Origin of the sequence: Acinetobacter sp. 809848 (assembly GCF_000581275.1) — a bacterium.
Taxonomy (GTDB): domain Bacteria; phylum Pseudomonadota; class Gammaproteobacteria; order Pseudomonadales; family Moraxellaceae; genus Acinetobacter; species Acinetobacter pittii.
Genome location: NZ_JEXG01000009.1, coordinates 80,649 through 100,488, shown reverse-complemented (window position 1 = coordinate 100,488; position 19,840 = coordinate 80,649). Strand labels below are relative to the sequence as shown.

19 protein-coding genes are annotated in these 19,840 nt (G+C 38.2%); 8 read left to right on the top strand and 11 right to left on the bottom strand.

Annotated features, from left to right (window positions below; translation table 11 throughout):
• Nucleotide 1: 1 nt before the first annotated feature.
• Together J536_RS11540 and J536_RS11535 are read left to right on the top strand one after the other, a co-directional pair.
• On the top strand, nucleotides 2-1,186 hold the full coding sequence (locus J536_RS11540) for an iron-containing alcohol dehydrogenase (RefSeq protein ID WP_017386748.1): 1,185 nt from the start codon (nucleotides 2-4) through the stop codon (nucleotides 1,184-1,186).
• Nucleotides 1,187-1,451: 265 nt separating this feature from the next.
• Nucleotides 1,452-2,837, top strand: coding sequence for an APC family permease (locus J536_RS11535; RefSeq protein WP_014207482.1), 1,386 nt, complete (start codon nucleotides 1,452-1,454; stop codon nucleotides 2,835-2,837).
• 45 nt (nucleotides 2,838-2,882) lie between these two features.
• Here the strand turns inward: J536_RS11535 and J536_RS11530 are convergent, their stop codons facing one another.
• A complete protein-coding gene (locus J536_RS11530) occupies nucleotides 2,883-3,443 on the bottom strand; it encodes a flavodoxin family protein (RefSeq protein ID WP_032056629.1) in 561 nt (186 codons plus the stop codon).
• A 117-nt stretch (nucleotides 3,444-3,560) separates the two neighbouring features.
• Here J536_RS11530 and J536_RS11525 point away from each other — a divergent pair, with 117 nt between their 5' ends.
• On the top strand, nucleotides 3,561-3,941 hold the full coding sequence (locus J536_RS11525; protein WP_002116344.1) for a winged helix-turn-helix transcriptional regulator: 381 nt from the start codon (nucleotides 3,561-3,563) through the stop codon (nucleotides 3,939-3,941).
• A 71-nt stretch (nucleotides 3,942-4,012) separates the two neighbouring features.
• Here J536_RS11525 and J536_RS11520 read toward each other — a convergent pair whose 3' ends face one another.
• From J536_RS11520 to J536_RS11510, 3 genes are all read right to left on the bottom strand, one after another.
• Nucleotides 4,013-4,645, bottom strand: coding sequence for a hypothetical protein (locus J536_RS11520; RefSeq protein ID WP_081404123.1), 633 nt, complete (start codon nucleotides 4,643-4,645; stop codon nucleotides 4,013-4,015).
• A 16-nt stretch (nucleotides 4,646-4,661) separates the two neighbouring features.
• Nucleotides 4,662-5,471: a DUF6502 family protein gene (locus J536_RS11515; protein ID WP_025469752.1), complete on the bottom strand. Its 810-nt coding sequence runs from the start codon at nucleotides 5,469-5,471 to the stop codon at nucleotides 4,662-4,664.
• Nucleotides 5,472-5,556: 85 nt separating this feature from the next.
• Nucleotides 5,557-6,747 carry a cupin-like domain-containing protein gene (locus J536_RS11510; protein WP_032062953.1) on the bottom strand — a complete coding sequence of 397 codons (1,191 nt, stop codon included), beginning with the start codon at nucleotides 6,745-6,747 and terminating at the stop codon, nucleotides 5,557-5,559.
• A 101-nt stretch (nucleotides 6,748-6,848) separates the two neighbouring features.
• On the opposite strand from J536_RS11510, the gene J536_RS11505 reads away from it, so the two are divergent.
• Nucleotides 6,849-8,408 (top strand): PT dipeptide repeat lipoprotein, encoded by a 1,560-nt coding sequence (locus J536_RS11505; protein ID WP_032062952.1) that lies wholly within the window; start codon nucleotides 6,849-6,851, stop codon nucleotides 8,406-8,408.
• 61 nt (nucleotides 8,409-8,469) lie between these two features.
• On the opposite strand, the gene J536_RS11500 is transcribed toward J536_RS11505, so the two are convergent.
• From J536_RS11500 to rplU, 7 genes are all read right to left on the bottom strand, one after another.
• A complete protein-coding gene (locus J536_RS11500; RefSeq protein WP_032062951.1) occupies nucleotides 8,470-8,943 on the bottom strand; it encodes a tRNA (cytidine(34)-2'-O)-methyltransferase in 474 nt (157 codons plus the stop codon).
• 43 nt (nucleotides 8,944-8,986) lie between these two features.
• The gene (gene cysG, locus J536_RS11495) at nucleotides 8,987-10,360 is read right to left on the bottom strand and encodes a siroheme synthase CysG (RefSeq protein ID WP_005072889.1); all 1,374 of its coding nucleotides are present in this window, start codon (nucleotides 10,358-10,360) and stop codon (nucleotides 8,987-8,989) included.
• Between the two features lie 67 nt (nucleotides 10,361-10,427).
• Nucleotides 10,428-11,699, bottom strand: a complete 1,272-nt coding sequence (gene serS, locus J536_RS11490) for a serine--tRNA ligase (RefSeq protein WP_005072887.1) — start codon at nucleotides 11,697-11,699, stop codon at nucleotides 10,428-10,430.
• Between the two features lie 118 nt (nucleotides 11,700-11,817).
• A complete protein-coding gene (locus J536_RS11485; protein ID WP_032056634.1) occupies nucleotides 11,818-12,618 on the bottom strand; it encodes an RsiV family protein in 801 nt (266 codons plus the stop codon).
• A 116-nt stretch (nucleotides 12,619-12,734) separates the two neighbouring features.
• On the bottom strand, nucleotides 12,735-13,430 hold the full coding sequence (lolA, locus tag J536_RS11480) for an outer membrane lipoprotein chaperone LolA (RefSeq protein WP_004789378.1): 696 nt from the start codon (nucleotides 13,428-13,430) through the stop codon (nucleotides 12,735-12,737).
• A 239-nt stretch (nucleotides 13,431-13,669) separates the two neighbouring features.
• The gene (gene rpmA, locus J536_RS11475; protein WP_002116037.1) at nucleotides 13,670-13,927 is read right to left on the bottom strand and encodes a 50S ribosomal protein L27; all 258 of its coding nucleotides are present in this window, start codon (nucleotides 13,925-13,927) and stop codon (nucleotides 13,670-13,672) included.
• Between the two features lie 18 nt (nucleotides 13,928-13,945).
• Nucleotides 13,946-14,257 (bottom strand): 50S ribosomal protein L21, encoded by a 312-nt coding sequence (rplU, locus tag J536_RS11470; RefSeq protein ID WP_000271409.1) that lies wholly within the window; start codon nucleotides 14,255-14,257, stop codon nucleotides 13,946-13,948.
• Between the two features lie 441 nt (nucleotides 14,258-14,698).
• Here rplU and sdsA point away from each other — a divergent pair, with 441 nt between their 5' ends.
• The 4 genes from sdsA to adeI all read left to right on the top strand — a co-directional run bounded on the left by sdsA (nucleotide 14,699) and on the right by adeI (nucleotide 19,833).
• Complete coding sequence (gene sdsA, locus J536_RS11465) at nucleotides 14,699-15,676, top strand: All-trans-nonaprenyl-diphosphate synthase (protein WP_002116233.1); 978 nt, start codon at nucleotides 14,699-14,701, stop codon at nucleotides 15,674-15,676.
• Between the two features lie 14 nt (nucleotides 15,677-15,690).
• Nucleotides 15,691-17,751 carry a site-specific recombinase gene (locus J536_RS11460; RefSeq protein ID WP_032062950.1) on the top strand — a complete coding sequence of 687 codons (2,061 nt, stop codon included), beginning with the start codon at nucleotides 15,691-15,693 and terminating at the stop codon, nucleotides 17,749-17,751.
• A 183-nt stretch (nucleotides 17,752-17,934) separates the two neighbouring features.
• On the top strand, nucleotides 17,935-18,561 hold the full coding sequence (locus J536_RS11455) for a phosphatase PAP2 family protein (RefSeq protein WP_005064516.1): 627 nt from the start codon (nucleotides 17,935-17,937) through the stop codon (nucleotides 18,559-18,561).
• Nucleotides 18,562-18,585: 24 nt separating this feature from the next.
• The gene (adeI, locus tag J536_RS11450) at nucleotides 18,586-19,833 is read left to right on the top strand and encodes a multidrug efflux RND transporter periplasmic adaptor subunit AdeI (protein ID WP_002116482.1); all 1,248 of its coding nucleotides are present in this window, start codon (nucleotides 18,586-18,588) and stop codon (nucleotides 19,831-19,833) included.
• Nucleotides 19,834-19,840: the final 7 nt, after the last annotated feature.

Sequence of the window (19,840 nt, the reverse complement as noted above, 5' to 3'; positions counted from 1 at the left end):
CATGGCTAAACCATATTACGAATTCTTTTGTCCTGTAAAAGTCATTGCCGGTAATGCTGCGTTAGAACATATTCCGTTTGAACTTGCGACTTTAGGTGCAAAACGTCCGCTCATCATTACAGATAAAGGTGTGCGCGCAAATGGCCTACTCAACCCGATTGAAGCTGCGTTCAGTACGACTGATGCTGTCATTGGTCATGTGTTTGATGATGTTCCACCAGACTCAAGTTTAGAAGTCGTTCGTCTTGCCGCAGAAGCTTATCGCAAGAATAAATGCGATGCGATTATTGCTGTAGGCGGTGGTTCAGTTATCGATACTTCTAAAGCAACTAACATTTTAGTGTCTGAAGGTGGAGATGACTTACTTCAATATTCTGGTGCACACAACCTACCAAAACCATTAAAACCATTTTTCGTAATTCCGACTACATCAGGTACGGGATCTGAAGTGACTATGGTTGCCGTGGTTTCAGATACGCAAAAGAATGTTAAATTGGCATTTGCCTCTTATTACTTAATGCCACATGCAGCGATTTTAGATCCGCGCATGACACTTACATTGCCACCTCATTTAACTGCAATGACAGGTATGGATGCCTTAACACATTGTGTTGAAGCCTATACATGTATGGCTGCCAATCCACTTAGCGATGCTTATGCAAGTGCTGGAATTAAAAAGATTAGTGAAAACCTATTTAATGTCCTAGAAAACCCAAATGACTCACAAGGTCGTTTAGAACTAGCACAAGCCTCTACAATGGCAGGTATTGCATTCTCTAACTCAATGGTAGGCCTTGTACATTCTTTAGGTCATGCTTTAGGTGCTGTTGCTCACCTGCCCCACGGTTTATGTATGAATTTATTCTTACCATATGTGCTTGAATATAATAAGCAGGTAAATGGCCAGAAAATTGGTGAATTACTATTGCCATTAGCTGGTGCTGATATCTATGCACAAACTCCAGCAACTCAACGTGCAGACAGAGCGATTGCAACAATTTTAGCGATGCGTGATCGTTTATTTACCTTAACCAAGTTACCACGTACTTTACGTGAAACTGGCAAAGTAACGGAAGCACAGCTCGATGAAGTTGCAGAAAAAGCACTAAATGACGGCTCAATTATTTACAACCCTAAAGAAGCAAGCCTAAAAGATATCCGAGAGATCTTACAAAAGGCATGGTAATTCGATAGGTTAAACTCGAGACTTAAATCTAAAGACCTGATTTTTATATAAAATCAGGTCTTTTTTATCACTATGAATTTTTATTCATCTTTTTATTTGGAAATATGGCAAAAAATTTGCTAAAAAATCGATGAAAGTACTGACAATTTGCATCAATTTAGGATAGATTGGCGCACTTTATCTTTTTCTGTAGGGGGGATCGTTCGTCTCAAACGATCCTTAACACCAAGCTGATCCTTGATCAACGATTATGAGGATAACGCCGTTGACAAATTTATCTGGGACTAAACCAACAGCTAAACTTCAAAAGAATCTTGTGCTTTGGCACATTATTATTATTGGTTTAGCTTATATTCAGCCATTAACGTTATTCGATACTTTTGGTTTAGTATCAGAGCGAAGTGGCGGTCATGTACCAACTTCCTACATCTTTGCATTAGTCGCAATTTTATTAACATCGATCAGTTATGGACATATGATTAAGCGCTACCCTTCTTCTGGGTCAGCTTATACGTATGCTCAAAAATCAATTCACCCTAATGTTGGTTTTATGGTGGGTTGGTCTTCTTGGTTAGACTATTTACTGTCACCGCTTGTTAATATTATTTTGGCAGATATTTATCTAAGAGCTCTTTTTCCAGAGGTAAATAACTGGTTATGGGTGATTGGTTTAACCACCCTAATGACTGTTATTAACTTATTTGGTGCACGATTTGTCGCACGCTTTAACAGTACAATCGTTATTATTCAGCTTGGCGTAATTTTTTATTTCGTTTATCAGGTATACATTTTACTCACTCAAGGTGTATATGCAGATGGAACTTTAAATCCAGATAAAGCTGCCTTGTGGTCATTAACTCCTTTTTGGAACGACATGACATCCGTAAGTGCTTTAATTGCTGGTGCAACTGTACTCTGCTTCTCTTTCACAGGGTTTGATGCCTTATCTTCTCTTGCTGAAGAAACAAAAGATGCAGAGAAAACGCTTCCAAAAGCTATTTTTACGACAGCATTACTTGCAGGTATTATTTTCATTGTAAGTACTTACTTCATCCAATTATATTTCCCTAGTAACCCAAATACTTATTTTAATCCTCTCGATGAATCACAGCCTGTAATGGTTGCTGCGATTGGTAGTATTGCATTTAAAACTTTGGTTTTATATTTTGCTGTAGTTGCTGTTATGGCATCAGGTATTTCTGCTCATGCAGGTGTATCTCGTTTAATGTATGTAATGGGACGTGACGGCGTAATCAATAAGAAATTATTTGGTCACATTAGTCCAAAATTGCATACTCCAACTTACAACATTCTTATTGTGGGTGTAGTTGCTTTATCTGCTGGTTTCTTAGATCTTGAGCATATTGTCAACTTGATTAGTTTTGGTGCTTTAACCGCTTTTAGTTTTGTTAACTTCTCTGTTATTTCTCGCTATGCATTAAGAGATGGCAAGAATAAAACGTTTAAAGACATCATCAATTATATTGTTATACCAACACTTGGTTTTGCCAGTGTGTTCATGATGTGGCTTGAGATTGATAAGCTTGCCTTACAAATTGGCTTAGCTTGGGCCGTTATTGGTGTAGGTTATTTGGCCTACAAAACCAAAGGCTTTAAATATAATGCTCCGCAGCATAATGAACATGAATAATAAAAAAGGCGCTTAAAGCGCCTTTTTTATGGTCAAATTGTCAAATTAACCAAAAATTTTGTTCACAATCTTTTGTACACGTTGAGCATAAAGCTTCGCTGTTTCAAGGTCGCCAGTAGGAACTTCCTCTACACTCGCATCAGAAGGTGATTGAACCAAAAGCCCAACTGAACCGCCTAAGTTATTTATATCTTCGCGTGTTGCATCTTTTGTATTCGCTGGTAATAAACCAAGGCTCACCCAAATTCCACCATGCTGCGAAGCTAAAGTTTGTAATTGAATAAGAGTAACCTGCTTATCTCCATTTAAGCTCGCGCTGTTTGTAAAACCTGCAAATACTTTATCTTGCCAACCACGTGTAAACCAAACTTTCGAAGTTGCATCAGCAAACTTTTTAAACTGCCATGGTGCTGTGCCCATATAAGTCGGAGCACCAAAAACAATCCCCTTCGCATCATTTAATGTCTGCCAATCTTGATCAGTAATATTACCTTCTTGATCAATTTGGATGAGCTGAGCATTAATTTCGTTTGCAAACGTTTCAGCCACGACTTTAGTGTGGCCATAACCAGAGAAATATACAACCGCGATATTAGAGTTAGACATGGGAGCAAACCTTTGTTTTATTAAATTCTACTTTATGATATATTTTAGAAACTAGGTGTCAATTAGTTACTAACTGGTAACTATGGTAATTTTTTAAGAAATTAGCAGGTAAAAAGTATGAATGAATGTCTAAAATATAATGTTTTTCAACAACATTGCCCTGCTCGTTTATTTTTTGAAAAAATTGCAGATAAATGGGTTTTATTGATTTTAAATGTGCTTGAAGAGGAAACTCAGCACTTCAATTTGCTCAAAAAGAATATACAAGGCATCTCTCCTAAAGTCTTATCACAAAAACTAAAGATGCTAGAAAGAGATGGTTTTATTGAGCGTAAAATTCAGAATACGTCTCCTATTCGTGTTGATTACTCACTCACTTCTCTGGGGCAAAATGTCGCTTCAATGGCGTTCCAATTAAAAGAATGGGCTGAAACCAATATTGAACAGGTTTTAGCAGCCCAAATGACTTATGACGAAAAAGTGCTAGAGCAAGCTTAACTCATGCTTCCCTTAAAATTTTATTGAGCTTAATTGATTAGGCTTTTTTCTTAGCTGAAGGGCTGCTCAACTTAATTAATTTTAATCGGCTCAGGTGGTGCACTTATTTTAAATTGGATAGTTAAAGGTTCACATTGCTTTAACTCTTGATCATTCTTCAAATAAGTGCTTTCTAGACCATATTTCCAAGTACCATTCATGACGTCAAATGCTGGATAATTGACAATAAAAGTTTTGGTTTCATCTGGTAGATATTCGTAAGTTTGAATCTCTTTACACTCATTTTCTGGATAGGAGCGCTTCGTGTTTCCAAGTAAATAGAGCTCTAAAGGCACATAACACGCAGGTTGTTTTTCTTGTATTTTCTCTAATCCCTTATTAGTTTGAGTAATCTTCAAAGCAATTGTGCCATTTAGAGTTAACTGCTGTGCATATTTAAAAACAGTTTCTTTTTCTATGGGTTCACGCGTTACATTATTGAGAAACTGTAGTTTGCGATGTAAGCCATTACAGTCATCTTCAACAGGTGCAGGCAACCAAATTTCATTATCTTTTGAGTCGCCTTTCTCACCATCGGCTGGTGTTTCAAAATCACCCGGTTTACCAGGTTTAGTCGGATATCCTGATCCCCCTAAACTTGCACCACCTGCGAATAAATCCTCTCCACAAGCGGTTAAAAGACCACTTGTCAAAATAAAGCTTATGGATATTATTAATTTTTTATAAGTTGTTTTCGTCATATTGATAAGCTCCGAAACGGAAAGTTTTAGTTGCACCCTCTTTTCCTTCATCTAGTGCACAACGTTCAATAGCTAATTTAAGTACTTGTAGTGATAAATCTTCCCATAAGCGCAAACTTGCTTCTTTGAGTAAAGTAATCGATTCATCTGTTAGTTCATCAGCAAAAATTGCTTGTTCTAAATAGGGTTCTTTTTCTGGCTGAAATAAATTATGAACTCCAGCAGCTAAATGTGCTTCTAAATTACTCGTTAATAATTTTCGAACCTCAAATTGCTCTACATCAGGCATAAAACTACGCTGCTGCAACATCACAAGGCCATCTTTTTCTTTCACAATATTTAGGCGTTCGAGTTCATTCAAAATAGATCTTGGATGCTTTTCAGTTGAGACTTTCTTTACTAAATTTTCAAAACTAACCTGATCATTACTTACAAATGGAATTTTTTCTGCCAATCCCTCTGCAAGCCACAAACCAATCACCCGAGCAGGAACACTTACTGGCTCTGCTACTTTTGCCTCTGTTAAAGGCTGACCAGCCTGCATCGCCTTTTTAAATGCATTCACGTCTTTGCGATGTAACCCTGAAAGTAAACTGACTGCTGAATCAGTTGGCTTTTGCTCTATACGCTCTAGCTCACTTAAAGCTTGTTGGTAGAAAACAGGTTTTAAAGCAGTTACAAAGTCGTTATATCCCACTCCTGAACGAATTAACCATTGCGTCAGGTATTCCATTAACATTAATACCTGCTTTTGATTAAGTTCTGCATTGTTCGTTTGGAGTGTGGTCATAGAGTAACAATTTTCCTTCATATTTGAAAAACAGTATGGGCCGAGCAATTGTCACACTGAACGGTTTAAGATGCAATTTTCATTCTTAGACCTCTTTGGGAAACCGATCTACATAATGATTTGGTGCATTAAAATGGGTAAAAGAAATACTAATTGAGACATCCAAACTTTCTACGCTATGCCACCAACCAATCGGGATGAATAGAGCTTCCCCTGCATTCAAAATACATTCAACAGGAGTAATTGATTTTGCTAAAGGATATTTTTCAAAATCAATTTTATTTGCATCACTCAACTCACTAAATACCCAATGATCGTTATATAGATGAGGAACTTGCAATGCAGGAATTAAAGTTACTTTTTTGCTCCCATAAATTTGAACTAACATATTATTCGTTAAATCATGATGTAAAGGTGTAAATGTTCCTTTAGGTCCAAACCATAAAAAACTACGGTCATCCTTTAAAGCCAAATCACAGTAACCATCTGCAAAATCCTCTATATCTGAAAATAATTCTTGAAGCATCTGATGACTATTTGATGCATTATTTGCAGTCATATAAAAATCGTTACTAGCATCAACTGACATAACTTTTGATACAAACTCTGCCATCTTCATTTTTTGTTTTAATGATGGAGAATGTCTTTCAAACTGTTCATCTAAATTTCTATTCATCTGAACTTCAACTAAATGATGGCCAAATTTAGAAGCAAAATATTGCGGAGACCATTTGTGCAAAGCTGGCCAATGTTCTATTCCTTTTTTTAAAATCACAGGGCGATGTTGACTATAGTAATCCTTTATAAAACCAGAGAACCGTGGAGCAGTAATTGAAGGAATTTCTTTACTATAGTCAGAGTTTAGCTGTGCTAATTGATCTACAGTTTCTATTAACCATTCACGTTTTTTAAGTTGATGATGCTTTTTCTTCAAAATTTTATATAACTTATTATTTTCTAAATTATTTAAATATTCTTTTACTTTTAAACCATCATGCCCCTGCTCTATTAATATTTTTATAATTTCCGCAGTCGTTACCTCATTTAAAACTTGTTCAATTATCCACTCTTGATCGTGATCAGATAAAGTCTGAAATTTCAAATCATTCATTTCAAACTTTGGTTCAAATCCATTTGCTTTTAATACATCGACTAATTGTTCAACTCCACACCCTTTTTCTAAGTTTTCTTCAAGCCAGTTTTTCCACTCTAATGGCAACTGGTCAAACCATTTTTGGCTTTGTTCGAATATTTCAATTTGATTATAAGCTGCCATGTTGAACCTTTTTTCAAATTTGATCTTTACAACTGCATTATAATTGATCTATTTTAAAAATGTTAAATTTTCACATTTTTAATAAGAAAAGGGTTCATGTGATGAATAACATACTAAAAGGAAGCAGCATTGCTTTGATTTTTATAGCTTTAAGTGGTTGCGGATCTGATGATAACGATTCGGAACCGACACCGACACCGACACCGACACCGACACCGACACCAACACCAACACCAACACCAACACCAACACCAACACCAACACCAACACCAACACCAACACCAACACCAACAAGTGTAGTGGATCGCTTTGTTGGAAGTTGGTTAGCAGGCAAAGGAGGTTGTATTAACGGCTCTGCTCTAAAAATGAATGTCATTAAGGTTTCTGATAACAGCTTGCGATTTGCCAGTGAAACAGTACGTTATGAGAATGAATCGAACTGTACAGGTAACATTGTTGCAAGTTACCGCCAAGCTGAAGATTTTAGTCTGGTTTCAAATATTGGAGCACCTCAGACAGTACAAACCTCAAGCTATAACAAAGTAGATTGGCAGCTTGTAGTAGCAGGAAAGCTAACGCAGAAACAGCCAGCTATTCTAGGGTTTAAAAATGCAAACCAATTCTGTCTAGTTCCTACAGATGAACCAAATGCGATACATAATTATTTGCAGCAAGCAAACTTTGATCTCACAAATACCTGCTTCACAAAAACAACTCCACCAGCAAGCATGCAAAAGCCAAGTCAAGTATTGGCAACAGCAAGTTTTAGACTAGGAGATAATAAGGAATCTTGGGCAGACGTATTAAGTCAACTTAATGATCAAGGACGCCAAGGCTACGCTCTTCTCACCCCATCTGTAAGATTAGATAATCCGGATGGAAGCTTTGCGCTGTATAAAAATTTATATGTTAAAAACAATAAATCCACTGACACATACACCTATAAAACAGTTGATGTTAAAACTAATTCAGTAGCAAACCGTTATTTACTATGGGTGAATGAGTTAAATAAACAAGGTAGCTTAGGCTATATATATAAGCTTTCATTTGGCGAGGTTACATCTGATACAGATAAATATTTATTTGTGAAAAATGATAAGAAACCTGCAACCTATTCGTACTCTAATCGCTTCTTAACCAACACTTCTCGCACAAGTATTCTAAATGCCTTCAATGAACTTGGTGCACAAGGTTGTAAGCTAATTTACGCAAACTCAGAATTCACTAATAATGGCACAACGAATGGAACCTTCTATGTACCTACTTGCGTAAATAGCAGTACCCATAACGGAACCTATGCATATCGTTATTTTGAAGTTCCACAACATATTCCTTTCAACAAGGATGATGCAATTAAACTTGAAAAACTTCTTAAAGAACAAGCGGCTGAAGGTTACAGATTAGTCGACGCGAACAATAACCTAGGCTTCTTTAATATTGATGGTTATCTATTTGAGCGCGACAGTGAAAATACAGGACCTATTGAATATAAAGTATTTATTGAAGATGCTGCATCCGAAACAGATGAGCCTTATATCTTTGAAAATCGGATTCAAGACCAAGGTACTTTAGGCTGGTTCTTTGCAGTTCGACTTGGATCGGTCTATACTAACTCACCAACAAATTATGATTTAGCAAGTGGTGTTGTTTTCCCTAAATAAGACATCTAAAAAACAAATAAGGCCACAACTGTGGCCTTATTTTTATTTAAAAATTATTAACTTATCCTAAGTTTTTAAAACCCTGCTGACGCCATGCTTCATAAACAATCACAGCCGTTGCATTAGATAAATTTAAACTTCTTGAGTTTTCCGCCATCGGCAAACGAATCCACTGTTCTTGTGGGAACATCAAGCGAACATGCTCAGGCAAACCGCGTGTTTCTGGTCCCATCAGTAAAGCCACAGGTCGATTCAAATCAACTGTATGCGGAGTTGCAGAACCTTTAGTGGTGAGTGGAAAAATATGCTCAACCCCTTTAGCTTTCAGGTCAGCAAGGCAAAGTTCTATGTTGTCCCAAATTTGCATACGTGCCCATTCATGATAATCAAGGCCTGCTCGTTTGAGCTTTTTATCATCTAATTCAAAACCTAAAGGCTTGACCAAATGTAACTGTGCACCAGTATTAGCACATAAACGAATGATATTGCCTGTATTGGCAGGAATTTCAGGCTCGTATAGGACAACATGAATCACAAATTTTCTCGACTTTAATAACCAGCAATAAACTCAAATGAACTTATTGCCATTTTAACTGTTCACGTAAATTCACCACTTCACCAATAATGGTTAAAGTCGGTGCTACGATATGATGTTCAGACACTTTTGTTGCGATATCAGCTAATGTTCCAACTACAACTTTCTGGTCTGGTGTGGTTCCTTTAGAGATTAAAGCTACCGGCATATCAGCACGTTGACCATGAGCAATAAGTTGCTCACAAATGCGTTCTAAACCAACTAGCCCCATATATAAAACCAAAGTTTGATTTTCATAAACCAACTCATTCCAAGGAAGTTCAGGTGAACCTTCCTTTAAATGCCCAGTCAAGAAACGAACACTTTGTGCATAATCACGATGTGTTAATGGGATACCCGCATAAGCTGAACAGCCTGATGCTGCTGTTATACCAGGTACAACTTGGAAAGTGACATTCGCCTCAACGAGCTCTTGAATCTCTTCACCACCACGTCCAAAGATAAATGGATCACCACCCTTTAAACGACAAACACGCTTTCCTTTTTGAGCATACTCAACCAGTAAAGCATTGATGCCATCTTGGGGAACGGAGTGATTTGAACGCGCTTTACCTACATAAATTTTAGTCGCATCACGACGGCAAAGCTCTAAAATGGGTGCAGAAACAAGACGATCATAAATCACAACATCAGCTTGCTGCATAAGACGTAATGCTTTTAGTGTCAGTAACTCTGGATCACCCGGTCCAGCACCTACCAAATAAACTTCACCCTTAGGTGCAGTCCATTCTGTTAAGGCTTGCTGAATCAAACCATTTGCAACTTCCAAATTGTCATTAAAAACCTGTTCTTTTAATGGGCTAGCATAGAGATTTTCCCAAAAAATCCGACGCTCATCTGGATTGGGAATTTTTTCTTTTACCTGCTTACGCCACTGACCAGAAAACTCAGCCAACTTACCCATGCCATGCGGAACTATTGTTTCTATTTGAGTACGAAGTTGTCTCGATAAAACTGGTGATGCACCATTTGAAGCGACAGAAATAATTAACGGAGAACGATCAATAATAGCTGGAACCATAAAGCGACAATGTGGAATATCATCAACACTATTGACCAATAAATTACGCGCTTCACATTGTTCAAAAACAGCTTTATTCACTTGCGCATCATTAGTTGCAGCAATCACTAATCGATATGGTGTATTTAATATTTTTTCAGCAAAGGACTCGGCAAAATACTCTCCGCCTGTCGTTTTGACTAACTGTAAAAGCTGCTCTTCAATTGCAGGAGCAATAATATCGATTACTGCTCCCGCTTTGGCTAAAAGGTTTGCTTTGCGCAATGCAATATGCCCACCACCTACAATCAGACAATGTTGCTGTTGCAACTTTAAAGAGATTGGAAAAATATCCACCTTAAACCTCTACATTAATCATCTGACTTGGATTAAGCAAAAAGCGTGCACAATTTAGATGCAAAGCTTAGTCAATAAACGTTGCACCACCCATATATGGGCGTAATACTTCTGGAATCTCGATAGAACCGTCTTCACGTTGGTAATTTTCCATTACAGCAAGCAAAGTACGTCCAACTGCCAGACCTGAACCATTTAGTGTATGCACCAATTCGGTCTTCTTTTGATCCATTCTGTAGCGTGCTTTCATGCGGCGTGCCTGAAAATCACCCATATTAGAGCAGCTAGAGATTTCACGATAAGTATTTTGGCTTGGAACCCAAACTTCTAAGTCGTAAGTCTTAGTTGCACCGAAGCCCATATCCCCACCACAAAGCAAAATTTTGCGGTATGGTAAACCTAGTGCCTGCAAAATGCCCTCAGCATGTGCAGTAAGCTCTTCAAGTGCTTGCATAGATGTTTCAGGTTTAACGATTTGCACCATCTCAACTTTATCAAATTGGTGCTGACGAATTAAACCACGGGTATCACGTCCATAAGAACCAGCTTCACTACGGAAACATGGCGTATGCGCTGCATATTTTAAAGGCAAACGTTCGGTATCAATAATCTCATCACGAACGAAGTTAGTAACTGGAACTTCTGCTGTAGGGATGAGGTAATATTCTTTTTCACCTTGAAGTTTGAATAAATCTTCTTCAAATTTTGGCAACTGACCAGTACCACGAAGTGAATCAGCATTGACCAAATAAGGCACGTAAGCTTCTGTATAGCCATTCTTTAAAGTATGGGTATCAAGCATAAACTGCGTTAATGCACGTTGTAGGCGTGCTAAAGAACCTTTCAGTACGCTAAAACGTGAACCAGTCAATTTAGTAGCTGTTTCAAACTCTAAACCACCCATCCACTCACCTAGGTCAGTATGATCTTTGATTTCAAAATCAAACTGACGAGGCGTACCCCATTTTGAGATTTCAACGTTATCATCTTCATCTTTACCAGCAGGAACAGACTCATCTGGTAAGTTAGGAATACTCAACGCTTTTTGTTCAATCTCGTTTTGTAACTCTGACAAAGCAACTTCAGCAGCTTTGATTTCGTCACCAATGGCTTGCATACGCGCCATGATTTCAGAAGCATCACCACCGGATTTTTTAATCTGACCCACTTGTTTTGCACCGGCATTACGTTCTGCCTGCAATTTTTCAGTTTTTGATTGCAAATCTTTACGGCGAGTTTCTAAAGAAGCCCATTCTTGAACATCTAATTGAACACCGCGTTTTGCCAAAGCCGCATTAACGGCTTCAATATTATTTCTGAGTAACTTAGGGTCGATCATAATCAATCATAATATGGGTAAAAAACTGGCTATAGTGTAAGGCCTTAACACTAAAAAATATAGTGATCATCTTCATAACGAATAGCTTTCACACAATTCTTAGAATAGATCACTTATTTTAAAAGTTATAGTTTGGCACACTTGGCAAATACTCAGGTTTAATGAACTTACCCGCTTCAAAATATGGCAGCGTTAATTCAGACATTCCCTCTGCATATGAAGCTAGCTCATAAATTGGATAGACAAATACAATGCCATTAGCGCCATAGTAAAAATTATCGCTTAGCTGAAGTTTTTCACGGCTAATATTATGTGCTTGAAGCCAATTTGTATTTGCTTCAAAAAGAGCATCAACCAACTGTTTTTCAACATCTGGCTGAATAAGTTCAGCAACAGTAATGTGCTTTTTATTTAATAAATCAAAATTTACAAATTCTTGATGAGACATGCCATGTGCAGCACCAGCTGAGTATGAATAAGTCTGTAATGCAAAGGTAGCAAGATTATAGTTTTGCCCTAAATAGCGAACATAAATTGCACTTTGACTTGAACTTGGTTCACCTTCAGGTACTTCAACTGGTTGATCGGCTAAATTTGCAAAAGCATTCGGATCTGCTTTCTTTATACGATTGGTGAAGTAATCATTAATCCATTTTTGATTGGTCTGTACTGTTTGAAAATCATACTCAGTACAACCATCTTCTAAGCAAACTTTTGATTTTGGCAATTTTACTGGGATTACTTTTGCTTGAATTACAGGAACACCAGCCTCTTTCGTTTCTTTAACTTTTGCAGTCGAAGCAGCCTGCTCTTCTTTGGCTGCCGACTTTGGTTGGCAACCAGTCACCATTGCCATTGCAGCCATTAATGGAAGAATACAAATAATTTTCTTATCGTAAAGTCGCATAATAATCCCCATGAATTTACTTCTAACACTATACAAAGCGTAAGAATAAGACGGGGTTAAAAAATGTATCTGTTTCTCTTATATAAAAAAAGCTACCTTTTACGGTAGCTTTTTTGAAGAGGCTTTAATTATTGGTCAATAACATCCGTACCCTTTGGCGGTGTAAAGTTAAAGACTGATGCCGGAATTGAAGCATTTACTTTAACGTTCTTAAAGCGTACATAGGTGGTTTGACCTAATGAGTCTTGTAATACCATAAGTGTAGGCGCTTTATTTGCTCCAAAGCTAATCGTTAAGCTTTGGAATGCCCCATCTTCTTTCTTAGGGAATAATGTGAAATAAAGTTTAGATTTATCAGGTTGTGTTACACGATAAGACTTCATGATTTGGTTGGTATTACCAGAGAGTAATAATGCTGGTGTATCTGCAACCTGATCATCTAAGCTTTGGCGGACCGCTTGTTGTAAATCTGGATCATAGATCCAAACTGTTTTTCCGCTCGTTACAATAGTTTGTTTAGCAGGACTTACTGTTTCCCAATAAAATTTCCCCGGACGCTCAACTTTCATTGAGCCTTTAAATGTCTGGTTCATATGCTGTGCACTTAAACTCTTTTTCTGTGCCACAGTTTTTGTATTGGCTTTAGTTGTTTGTTCAAAGTCGGCAGTTAAACGCTGTAAACCTGATAACTGATTAACCAGGTTCCCAATTGCCTGTTGCTCCGGTGCTGCTACAGGCGCAGCAAACACTGTAGTACTCATTACAGGAGCAAGCACTGACGCGCTAAGTGTAATAGCACACATAGTTTTACGAAGCATATTCATGTCATCACCTTTTTAGTTGCTGTAAGACAACTTACTCTCTTTCATAGTTATGAAACTGAGTAAGCTCTTAATTCAAGACTCATATTAACCGACAAACTCTGTGCTAATCATTGAGAAAATAAGATATTTTGTTATGTTATTCATGTTGTTTGTAGAATTTCATTCATCATGATGAAGATGAATAAAAATAAATGCCATAAAAAAAGCCCACAAAATGTGGGCTTTTTTCGAGCTAAAACTTATACAGTTTCAACTTTTACGTAGCGACGGCCAAATTGACCTTTCACTTCGAATTTTACTACGCCGTCAGCAGTAGCAAATAAAGTATGGTCACGGCCCATACCAACATTTGCACCAGCATGGAACTCTGTACCACGTTGACGAACGATGATGTTACCAGCAGTTACAGCTTGACCGCCGTAAACTTTAACACCTAACATTTTTGGGTTTGAATCACGACCGTTCTTCGTCGATCCACCGGCTTTTTTAGTTGCCATGTCTCTTACTCCTCGTGATTAGCCTGAAATACCAGTAATTTTCAACTCAGTGAACCATTGACGGTGACCTTGTTGTTTACGGTAGTGTTTACGACGACGCATTTTGATGATGCGGATTTTGTCGTGACGACCATGACCAATCACTTCTGCAGTTACTTTAGCGCCAGCTACAACTGGAGCACCGATTTGAATGTTGTCACCGTTTACAACCATTAATACATCATCAAATGTAATAGTCGCACCAGATTCAGCTTTCAATAATTCAACTTTAAGGGTTTCGCCCTCAACTACACGGTGCTGTTTACCACCGCTTTGGATTACTGCGTACATAATGTACTCCAATCAGCCCGTGTCGTCGTGTCGATAAAGGGATATATCGATCTTAAAACGATCGCCACTGGGGTTATACAAGGCGACAGATTTTAAGTGAAATTTGATCAAACGACAAGTATTTTCTATCTATCAGTAAAGCATGATCCCCTATTCTTACAAAATCAAACAGCTTGGACTGGAATTTAGCAGTTTTCATTGATTCTGAATGAAAATTAAAATACAGTTCCAAACACAAATTGCGTCAAGAACAAGTTGTATTAATGCTGATGTCATTAAATTTATTGTTTTGCCGAAAACATCGTATTTTGCTTAAATAAAGAACAAAAAACGCTTAAAAACAATAGAAATGATTAATATCAGCCACTTGTTAACCTGTGCAACACATCTTTAATTGATACACTAACGCCACTTATCTACCAATACGGGGTTTTTCTTCATATGGTCATCGATTTCAAGCAAGACATTCTTGCGCCTGTTGCTTCAGACTTCGCTGCGATGGATCACTTGATTAATGAAGGAATTAGCTCAAAAGTCGGTTTAGTCATGTCTGTCAGCAAACACGTCGTTGAAGCTGGCGGAAAGCGTATGCGTCCAATCATGTGTTTGCTTGCAGCACGTGCTTGTGGTTTAGATAACATGGCAAATGCACAGCGTTTAGCTGCAATCATTGAAATGTTACATACCGCGACACTGGTCCATGATGATGTGGTAGATGAATCTGGCCTTCGTCGTGGTCGCCCTACAGCAAATGCTACATGGAACAATCAGACAGCTGTTTTAGTCGGTGACTTCCTGATCGCCCGTGCTTTCGATTTACTGGTCGATTTAAACAACATGACTTTATTGAAAGACTTTTCAACAGGTACATGTGAAATTGCTGAAGGTGAAGTATTACAACTTCAATCACAGCATCAACCAGATACAACTGAAGAAACTTATTTAAAAATTATTCATGGTAAAACGTCTCGTCTGTTTGAACTGGCTACAGAAGGTGCTGCTATTTTGGCGGGCCAAGAAGCGTACCGTGAACCATTAAGATTGTTTGCCGGTCATTTTGGTAATGCATTCCAAATTATTGATGATATTTTAGACTACACATCTGATGCTGAAACATTAGGTAAAAATATTGGTGATGATTTAATGGAAGGTAAGCCAACTTTACCGTTAATTTCTGCATTAGCACGCTCAACAGGTGAAGAGCATGCGATTATTCGTCGCAGTATCGCAACTGGTGGAGTAGACCAACTATCTCAGGTCATCGAAATTGTACAGAAGTCTGGTGCTTTAGATTATTGCAACCAACGTGCCCAAGAAGAAACAGAAGCAGCACTGCAAGCTTTATCAAACCTACCCGATACACCGTATCGTCAGGCTTTGATTAACTTAACTCAGCTTGCGTTACATCGAATACAATAGATATTATTTTGCCTATGCATATAAATTTTTCAGATCATTTTTTAAAAATAGAGAAGCAGCTTGAGGATCCTCAAGCTGTCATTGATGAAAATCTACTTATTGAACTCGTCAATGCCGTCCGACCATCGAACCCACAAGATACGGATGAAATTAAGGAAAAAATACAGGCTTTAATTGAAAGTCTTTTACGTACACCTACAGCGCCCTTCTTACTACAAACTTTTTTATTACGTTTAATTAATCACTATAAGCAAGTTAGTTTATATGCCGATAGCGGAATCTTGTCTTTAGATGGTTTCTGGAACCAGCTTGGACAAAGACTCGGAGCACATTTTTTACCGTTAATCGAAGACTCCAGCCAACTCAAAATATTAATTGGAAAAATTTTCTATTTAGAAAGTGACAAAATCTGGCTCAATAATATTGATGATGAAGATTGGGCAAATTTATTTAGTCTTATTGGGCAAAGCCAGAGTAATGTCGAAGAGAAGTTAGTCATTCAAAGTGAAATGATTAAAGCCATTACAGTCCTATCCTATCGAATTAGTGGAATTGGTCTTTATCCCGAATTTATTAACGCTCAGCCAGAATTAACAGAATATGAGTCGCCATTTTTAGTTCAGAACCGTGAAATTATTGAGTTTATTGAAAAGTATAAAAAACAAGAAATTTCTGAACATGAAATTGCCGTTATTTCCCCGCCCGATGCATCACAAGCATTTGTTATGTTGGAACAGTGCCGAGATGTCGTTTTAAAAATTCGCCGTGCGACCAAAAGAATTGGTGTCAGCTTAAGTTTGACTTACTTACTATCATTACTTGAGCAATGTCTTGATCGAATTGAGTTATTACTTTATCTAGTCGTAGATAACACTAAAGGAAAATATGTTTCTTTAGGACATCTTATTTCTGATTTAACCAAGGCACATTACAGCGAAAAAAGTGTTCGCTCATTACTCAGTACGACTAGTGAACTCATTGCCTTTCAGGTAACAGAAAATGCTAGCCGAACAGGTGAGCATTACGTAAGTACAGATACCAAAGGCTTTTGGGGAATGTATAAAGCTGCCGCTGGTGCAGGTGTCATTATTGCCTTTATGGCATCTTTAAAAATTCTTGCTGCAAGAATGACAATGGCCCCGCTCATGCAAGCCTTTACGTTCAGTATGAATTATTCTCTGGGTTTCATTCTGATTCATGTTCTGCACTTTACTGTTGCAACTAAACAACCCGCTATGACTGCTGCGGCCCTCGCTGCAACAGTGCAGCAACGTAAAGGCTCTAAAACAGCTCAGATTGCAGAGTTAGCGGCGCTTATTATTAATATTATCCGAACGCAATTTATTGCTATTTTGGGCAATATTTCAATTGCGATCCCTACTGCCGCACTTATTACTTTTGCTTGGCAGTTTTACCTTGATGAACCGTTATTAACCCATACTAAAGCAACTTATCTACTACACAGCCTAAACCCCTTTACGTCATTAGCCGTGCCACATGCCGCAATTGCGGGAGTATGTCTATTTTTGTCCGGCCTGATTGCTGGATATTTTGACAACATGGCTGTTTATCGAAAAGTTGGTCCACGCTTAAGAGCACATCGTCGTTTAGCTAACTGGTTTGGGCAAGATCGCCTTAACCGTTTTGCTGAATATATTCAACGTAATTTAGGTGCATTAGCCGGTAACTTCTTATTCGGTATTATGCTAGGAAGTATGGGGACCATAGGCTTTATCCTAGGTCTACCTTTAGATATTCGCCATATTGCCTTTGCATCCGCTAACTTTATTCAAGGTTTAATGACTATTAACGGCAGCCCAGATATCGGACTGATTATCGTGTCCTTTCTTGGTGTGCTATGCATTGGTCTCACTAACTTATTTGTGAGTTTCACCTTAACGATTATTGTGGCATTACGAGCGCGTCGAGTCCGCTTTGAACAATGGAAACCTTTAGCCAAATTGGTCATGACCCATTTTTTAACTCGTCCAAGCGATTTTTTCTGGCCACCGAAACAACCATTAGAACTTGAAGAAAACACCTCAACAAATAACGGGAAAAAAGCAGACCACTAAGAATTTTGCTTTGTACACAAAATGTGATTTTCGTCAATTTTGTTGTGATTGTTTTTCCAAATGTTAAAAAATTTTCAAAATGAATTTACGATGATCTATCAGGCTTGAAAAAAAGTGTACTGGCAAGTACACTTTTAACGGCTTTCAGTAGTAGACACTGCTTGAACAAGCAAAGGTATATACATGCCCTATTTATTGCTTTTTATTGGTTGTATTTTTTTAGGATTAGGTGTTCTTGGTCTTTTTGTACCAAGACTTCAATCTTTGGATCTTCTCACCGTTCAAATATTGAGTGAAAATCGATCAGATTATCTTAACTCTATTACGACCTTTCTAGCACGTGTAGGTGGTATGCCTTTTGTATGTTTTTTATCCTTATTGGTGTGTATATATCAAGCATGGTATAAAAAATATATTACTGTTATTTTCATTAGCGTGGGTGTTCTTGGCAGTATCATCACGGGTTGGCTGCTCAAGTGGTGTGTTGACCGTCCAAGACCTCCACAGGTATATCATATTGTCGAAAGTTATGGTGCATCGTTCCCAAGTGCACATAGTGTTTATGCATCAACACTGGCTTGTATGGCAATGATAATGTTATGCCATAAGCCCAACACTAACTCTCCTTATATCATTTTGATTTCCTGTCTTTGGTTTATCTGCATGGGGCTTTCAAGAATATATGCTGGAGTTCATTTTCCAACAGATGTACTCGCCGGTTGGGGCATAGGTTTTATTTGGATTGCACTGCTTTGGCTCTGGTTATTACAAACACAAAGTAGGTTAAGTAGAAAACAAATATATTTTTAGATTTTATCTAAACGAGGTGGAACAATGATGTCGGCTAAGCTTTGGGCTCCTGCCCTTACTGCTTGCGCATTAGCAACAAGTATCGCACTTGTTGGTTGTAGCAAAGGCTCCGATGAGAAACAGCAAGCTGCTGCTGCTCAGAAAATGCCGCCTGCAGAAGTAGGTGTTATTGTTGCTCAACCACAAAGTGTTGAACAAAGCGTTGAACTCTCCGGCCGTACTTCAGCATATCAAATTTCTGAAGTTCGCCCTCAAACAAGTGGTGTGATTTTAAAACGCTTGTTTGCTGAAGGAAGTTACGTTCGTGAAGGACAGGCTCTATATGAACTGGATTCTCGAACTAACCGTGCAACGCTTGAAAATGCAAAGGCTACCCTTTTACAACAACAGGCAAATCTAGCTTCACTACGTACTAAGTTAAACCGTTATAAGCAACTTGTTTCAAGTAACGCTGTATCTAAACAAGAATATGACGACTTACTTGGTCAGGTTAATGTTGCCGAAGCACAAGTTTCTGCTGCAAAAGCTCAAGTAACGAATGCAAATGTTGATCTTGGCTACTCTACAATTCGCTCACCAATTTCTGGTCAGTCTGGACGTTCTTCTGTAACAGCAGGTGCTTTAGTCACTGCTAACCAAACTGACCCTTTAGTGACGATTCAACAGTTAGATCCGATCTATGTTGACATTAACCAGTCTAGTGCCGAGTTATTACGTTTACGTCAACAACTTAGCAAAGGCAGTTTGAACAATAGTAACAACACGAAAGTGAAATTGAAGCTCGAAGATGGTTCAACTTACCCAATCGAAGGACAACTTGCTTTCTCTGATGCCTCTGTAAATCAGGATACAGGAACGATTACTTTACGTGCCGTATTCTCAAACCCGAATCATCTGTTACTTCCAGGCATGTATACCACTGCACAGATTGTTCAAGGTGTAGTTCCTAATGCTTACCTGATTCCTCAAGCTGCAATTACACGTTTACCTACAGGTCAAGCTGTAGCAATGCTTGTTAATGCCAAAGGTGCTGTTGAGAGTCGTCCTGTTGAAACCTCTGGTGTTCAAGGACAAAACTGGATTGTGACTAACGGTCTTAAAGCTGGTGATAAAGTGATTGTTGACGGTGTTGCCAAAGTTAAAGAAGGGCAAGAAGTTTCAGCAAAACCTTACCAAGCTCAACCAGCGAATCCACAAGGTGCAGCTCCAAATGCGACAAAACCGGCTCAATCAGGTAAACCTCAAGCAGAACAGAAAGCATCTAATGCATAAGGGGTAG

Coding starts and splice junctions, on each gene's coding strand:
- J536_RS11540 (WP_017386748.1), top strand. CDS start 2: ATGGCTAAACCATATTACGAATTCTTTTGTCCTGTAAAAGTCATTGCC.
- J536_RS11530 (WP_032056629.1), bottom strand. CDS start 3,443: ATGTCTAACTCTAATATCGCGGTTGTATATTTCTCTGGTTATGGCCAC.
- J536_RS11525 (WP_002116344.1), top strand. CDS start 3,561: ATGAATGAATGTCTAAAATATAATGTTTTTCAACAACATTGCCCTGCT.
- J536_RS11515 (WP_025469752.1), bottom strand. CDS start 5,471: ATGACCACACTCCAAACGAACAATGCAGAACTTAATCAAAAGCAGGTA.
- J536_RS11510 (WP_032062953.1), bottom strand. CDS start 6,747: ATGGCAGCTTATAATCAAATTGAAATATTCGAACAAAGCCAAAAATGG.
- J536_RS11505 (WP_032062952.1), top strand. CDS start 6,849: ATGAATAACATACTAAAAGGAAGCAGCATTGCTTTGATTTTTATAGCT.
- serS (WP_005072887.1), bottom strand. CDS start 11,699: ATGATCGACCCTAAGTTACTCAGAAATAATATTGAAGCCGTTAATGCG.
- J536_RS11485 (WP_032056634.1), bottom strand. CDS start 12,618: ATGGGGATTATTATGCGACTTTACGATAAGAAAATTATTTGTATTCTT.
- lolA (WP_004789378.1), bottom strand. CDS start 13,430: ATGAATATGCTTCGTAAAACTATGTGTGCTATTACACTTAGCGCGTCA.
- rpmA (WP_002116037.1), bottom strand. CDS start 13,927: ATGGCAACTAAAAAAGCCGGTGGATCGACGAAGAACGGTCGTGATTCA.
- rplU (WP_000271409.1), bottom strand. CDS start 14,257: ATGTACGCAGTAATCCAAAGCGGTGGTAAACAGCACCGTGTAGTTGAG.
- sdsA (WP_002116233.1), top strand. CDS start 14,699: ATGGTCATCGATTTCAAGCAAGACATTCTTGCGCCTGTTGCTTCAGAC.
- J536_RS11460 (WP_032062950.1), top strand. CDS start 15,691: ATGCATATAAATTTTTCAGATCATTTTTTAAAAATAGAGAAGCAGCTT.
- J536_RS11455 (WP_005064516.1), top strand. CDS start 17,935: ATGCCCTATTTATTGCTTTTTATTGGTTGTATTTTTTTAGGATTAGGT.
- adeI (WP_002116482.1), top strand. CDS start 18,586: ATGATGTCGGCTAAGCTTTGGGCTCCTGCCCTTACTGCTTGCGCATTA.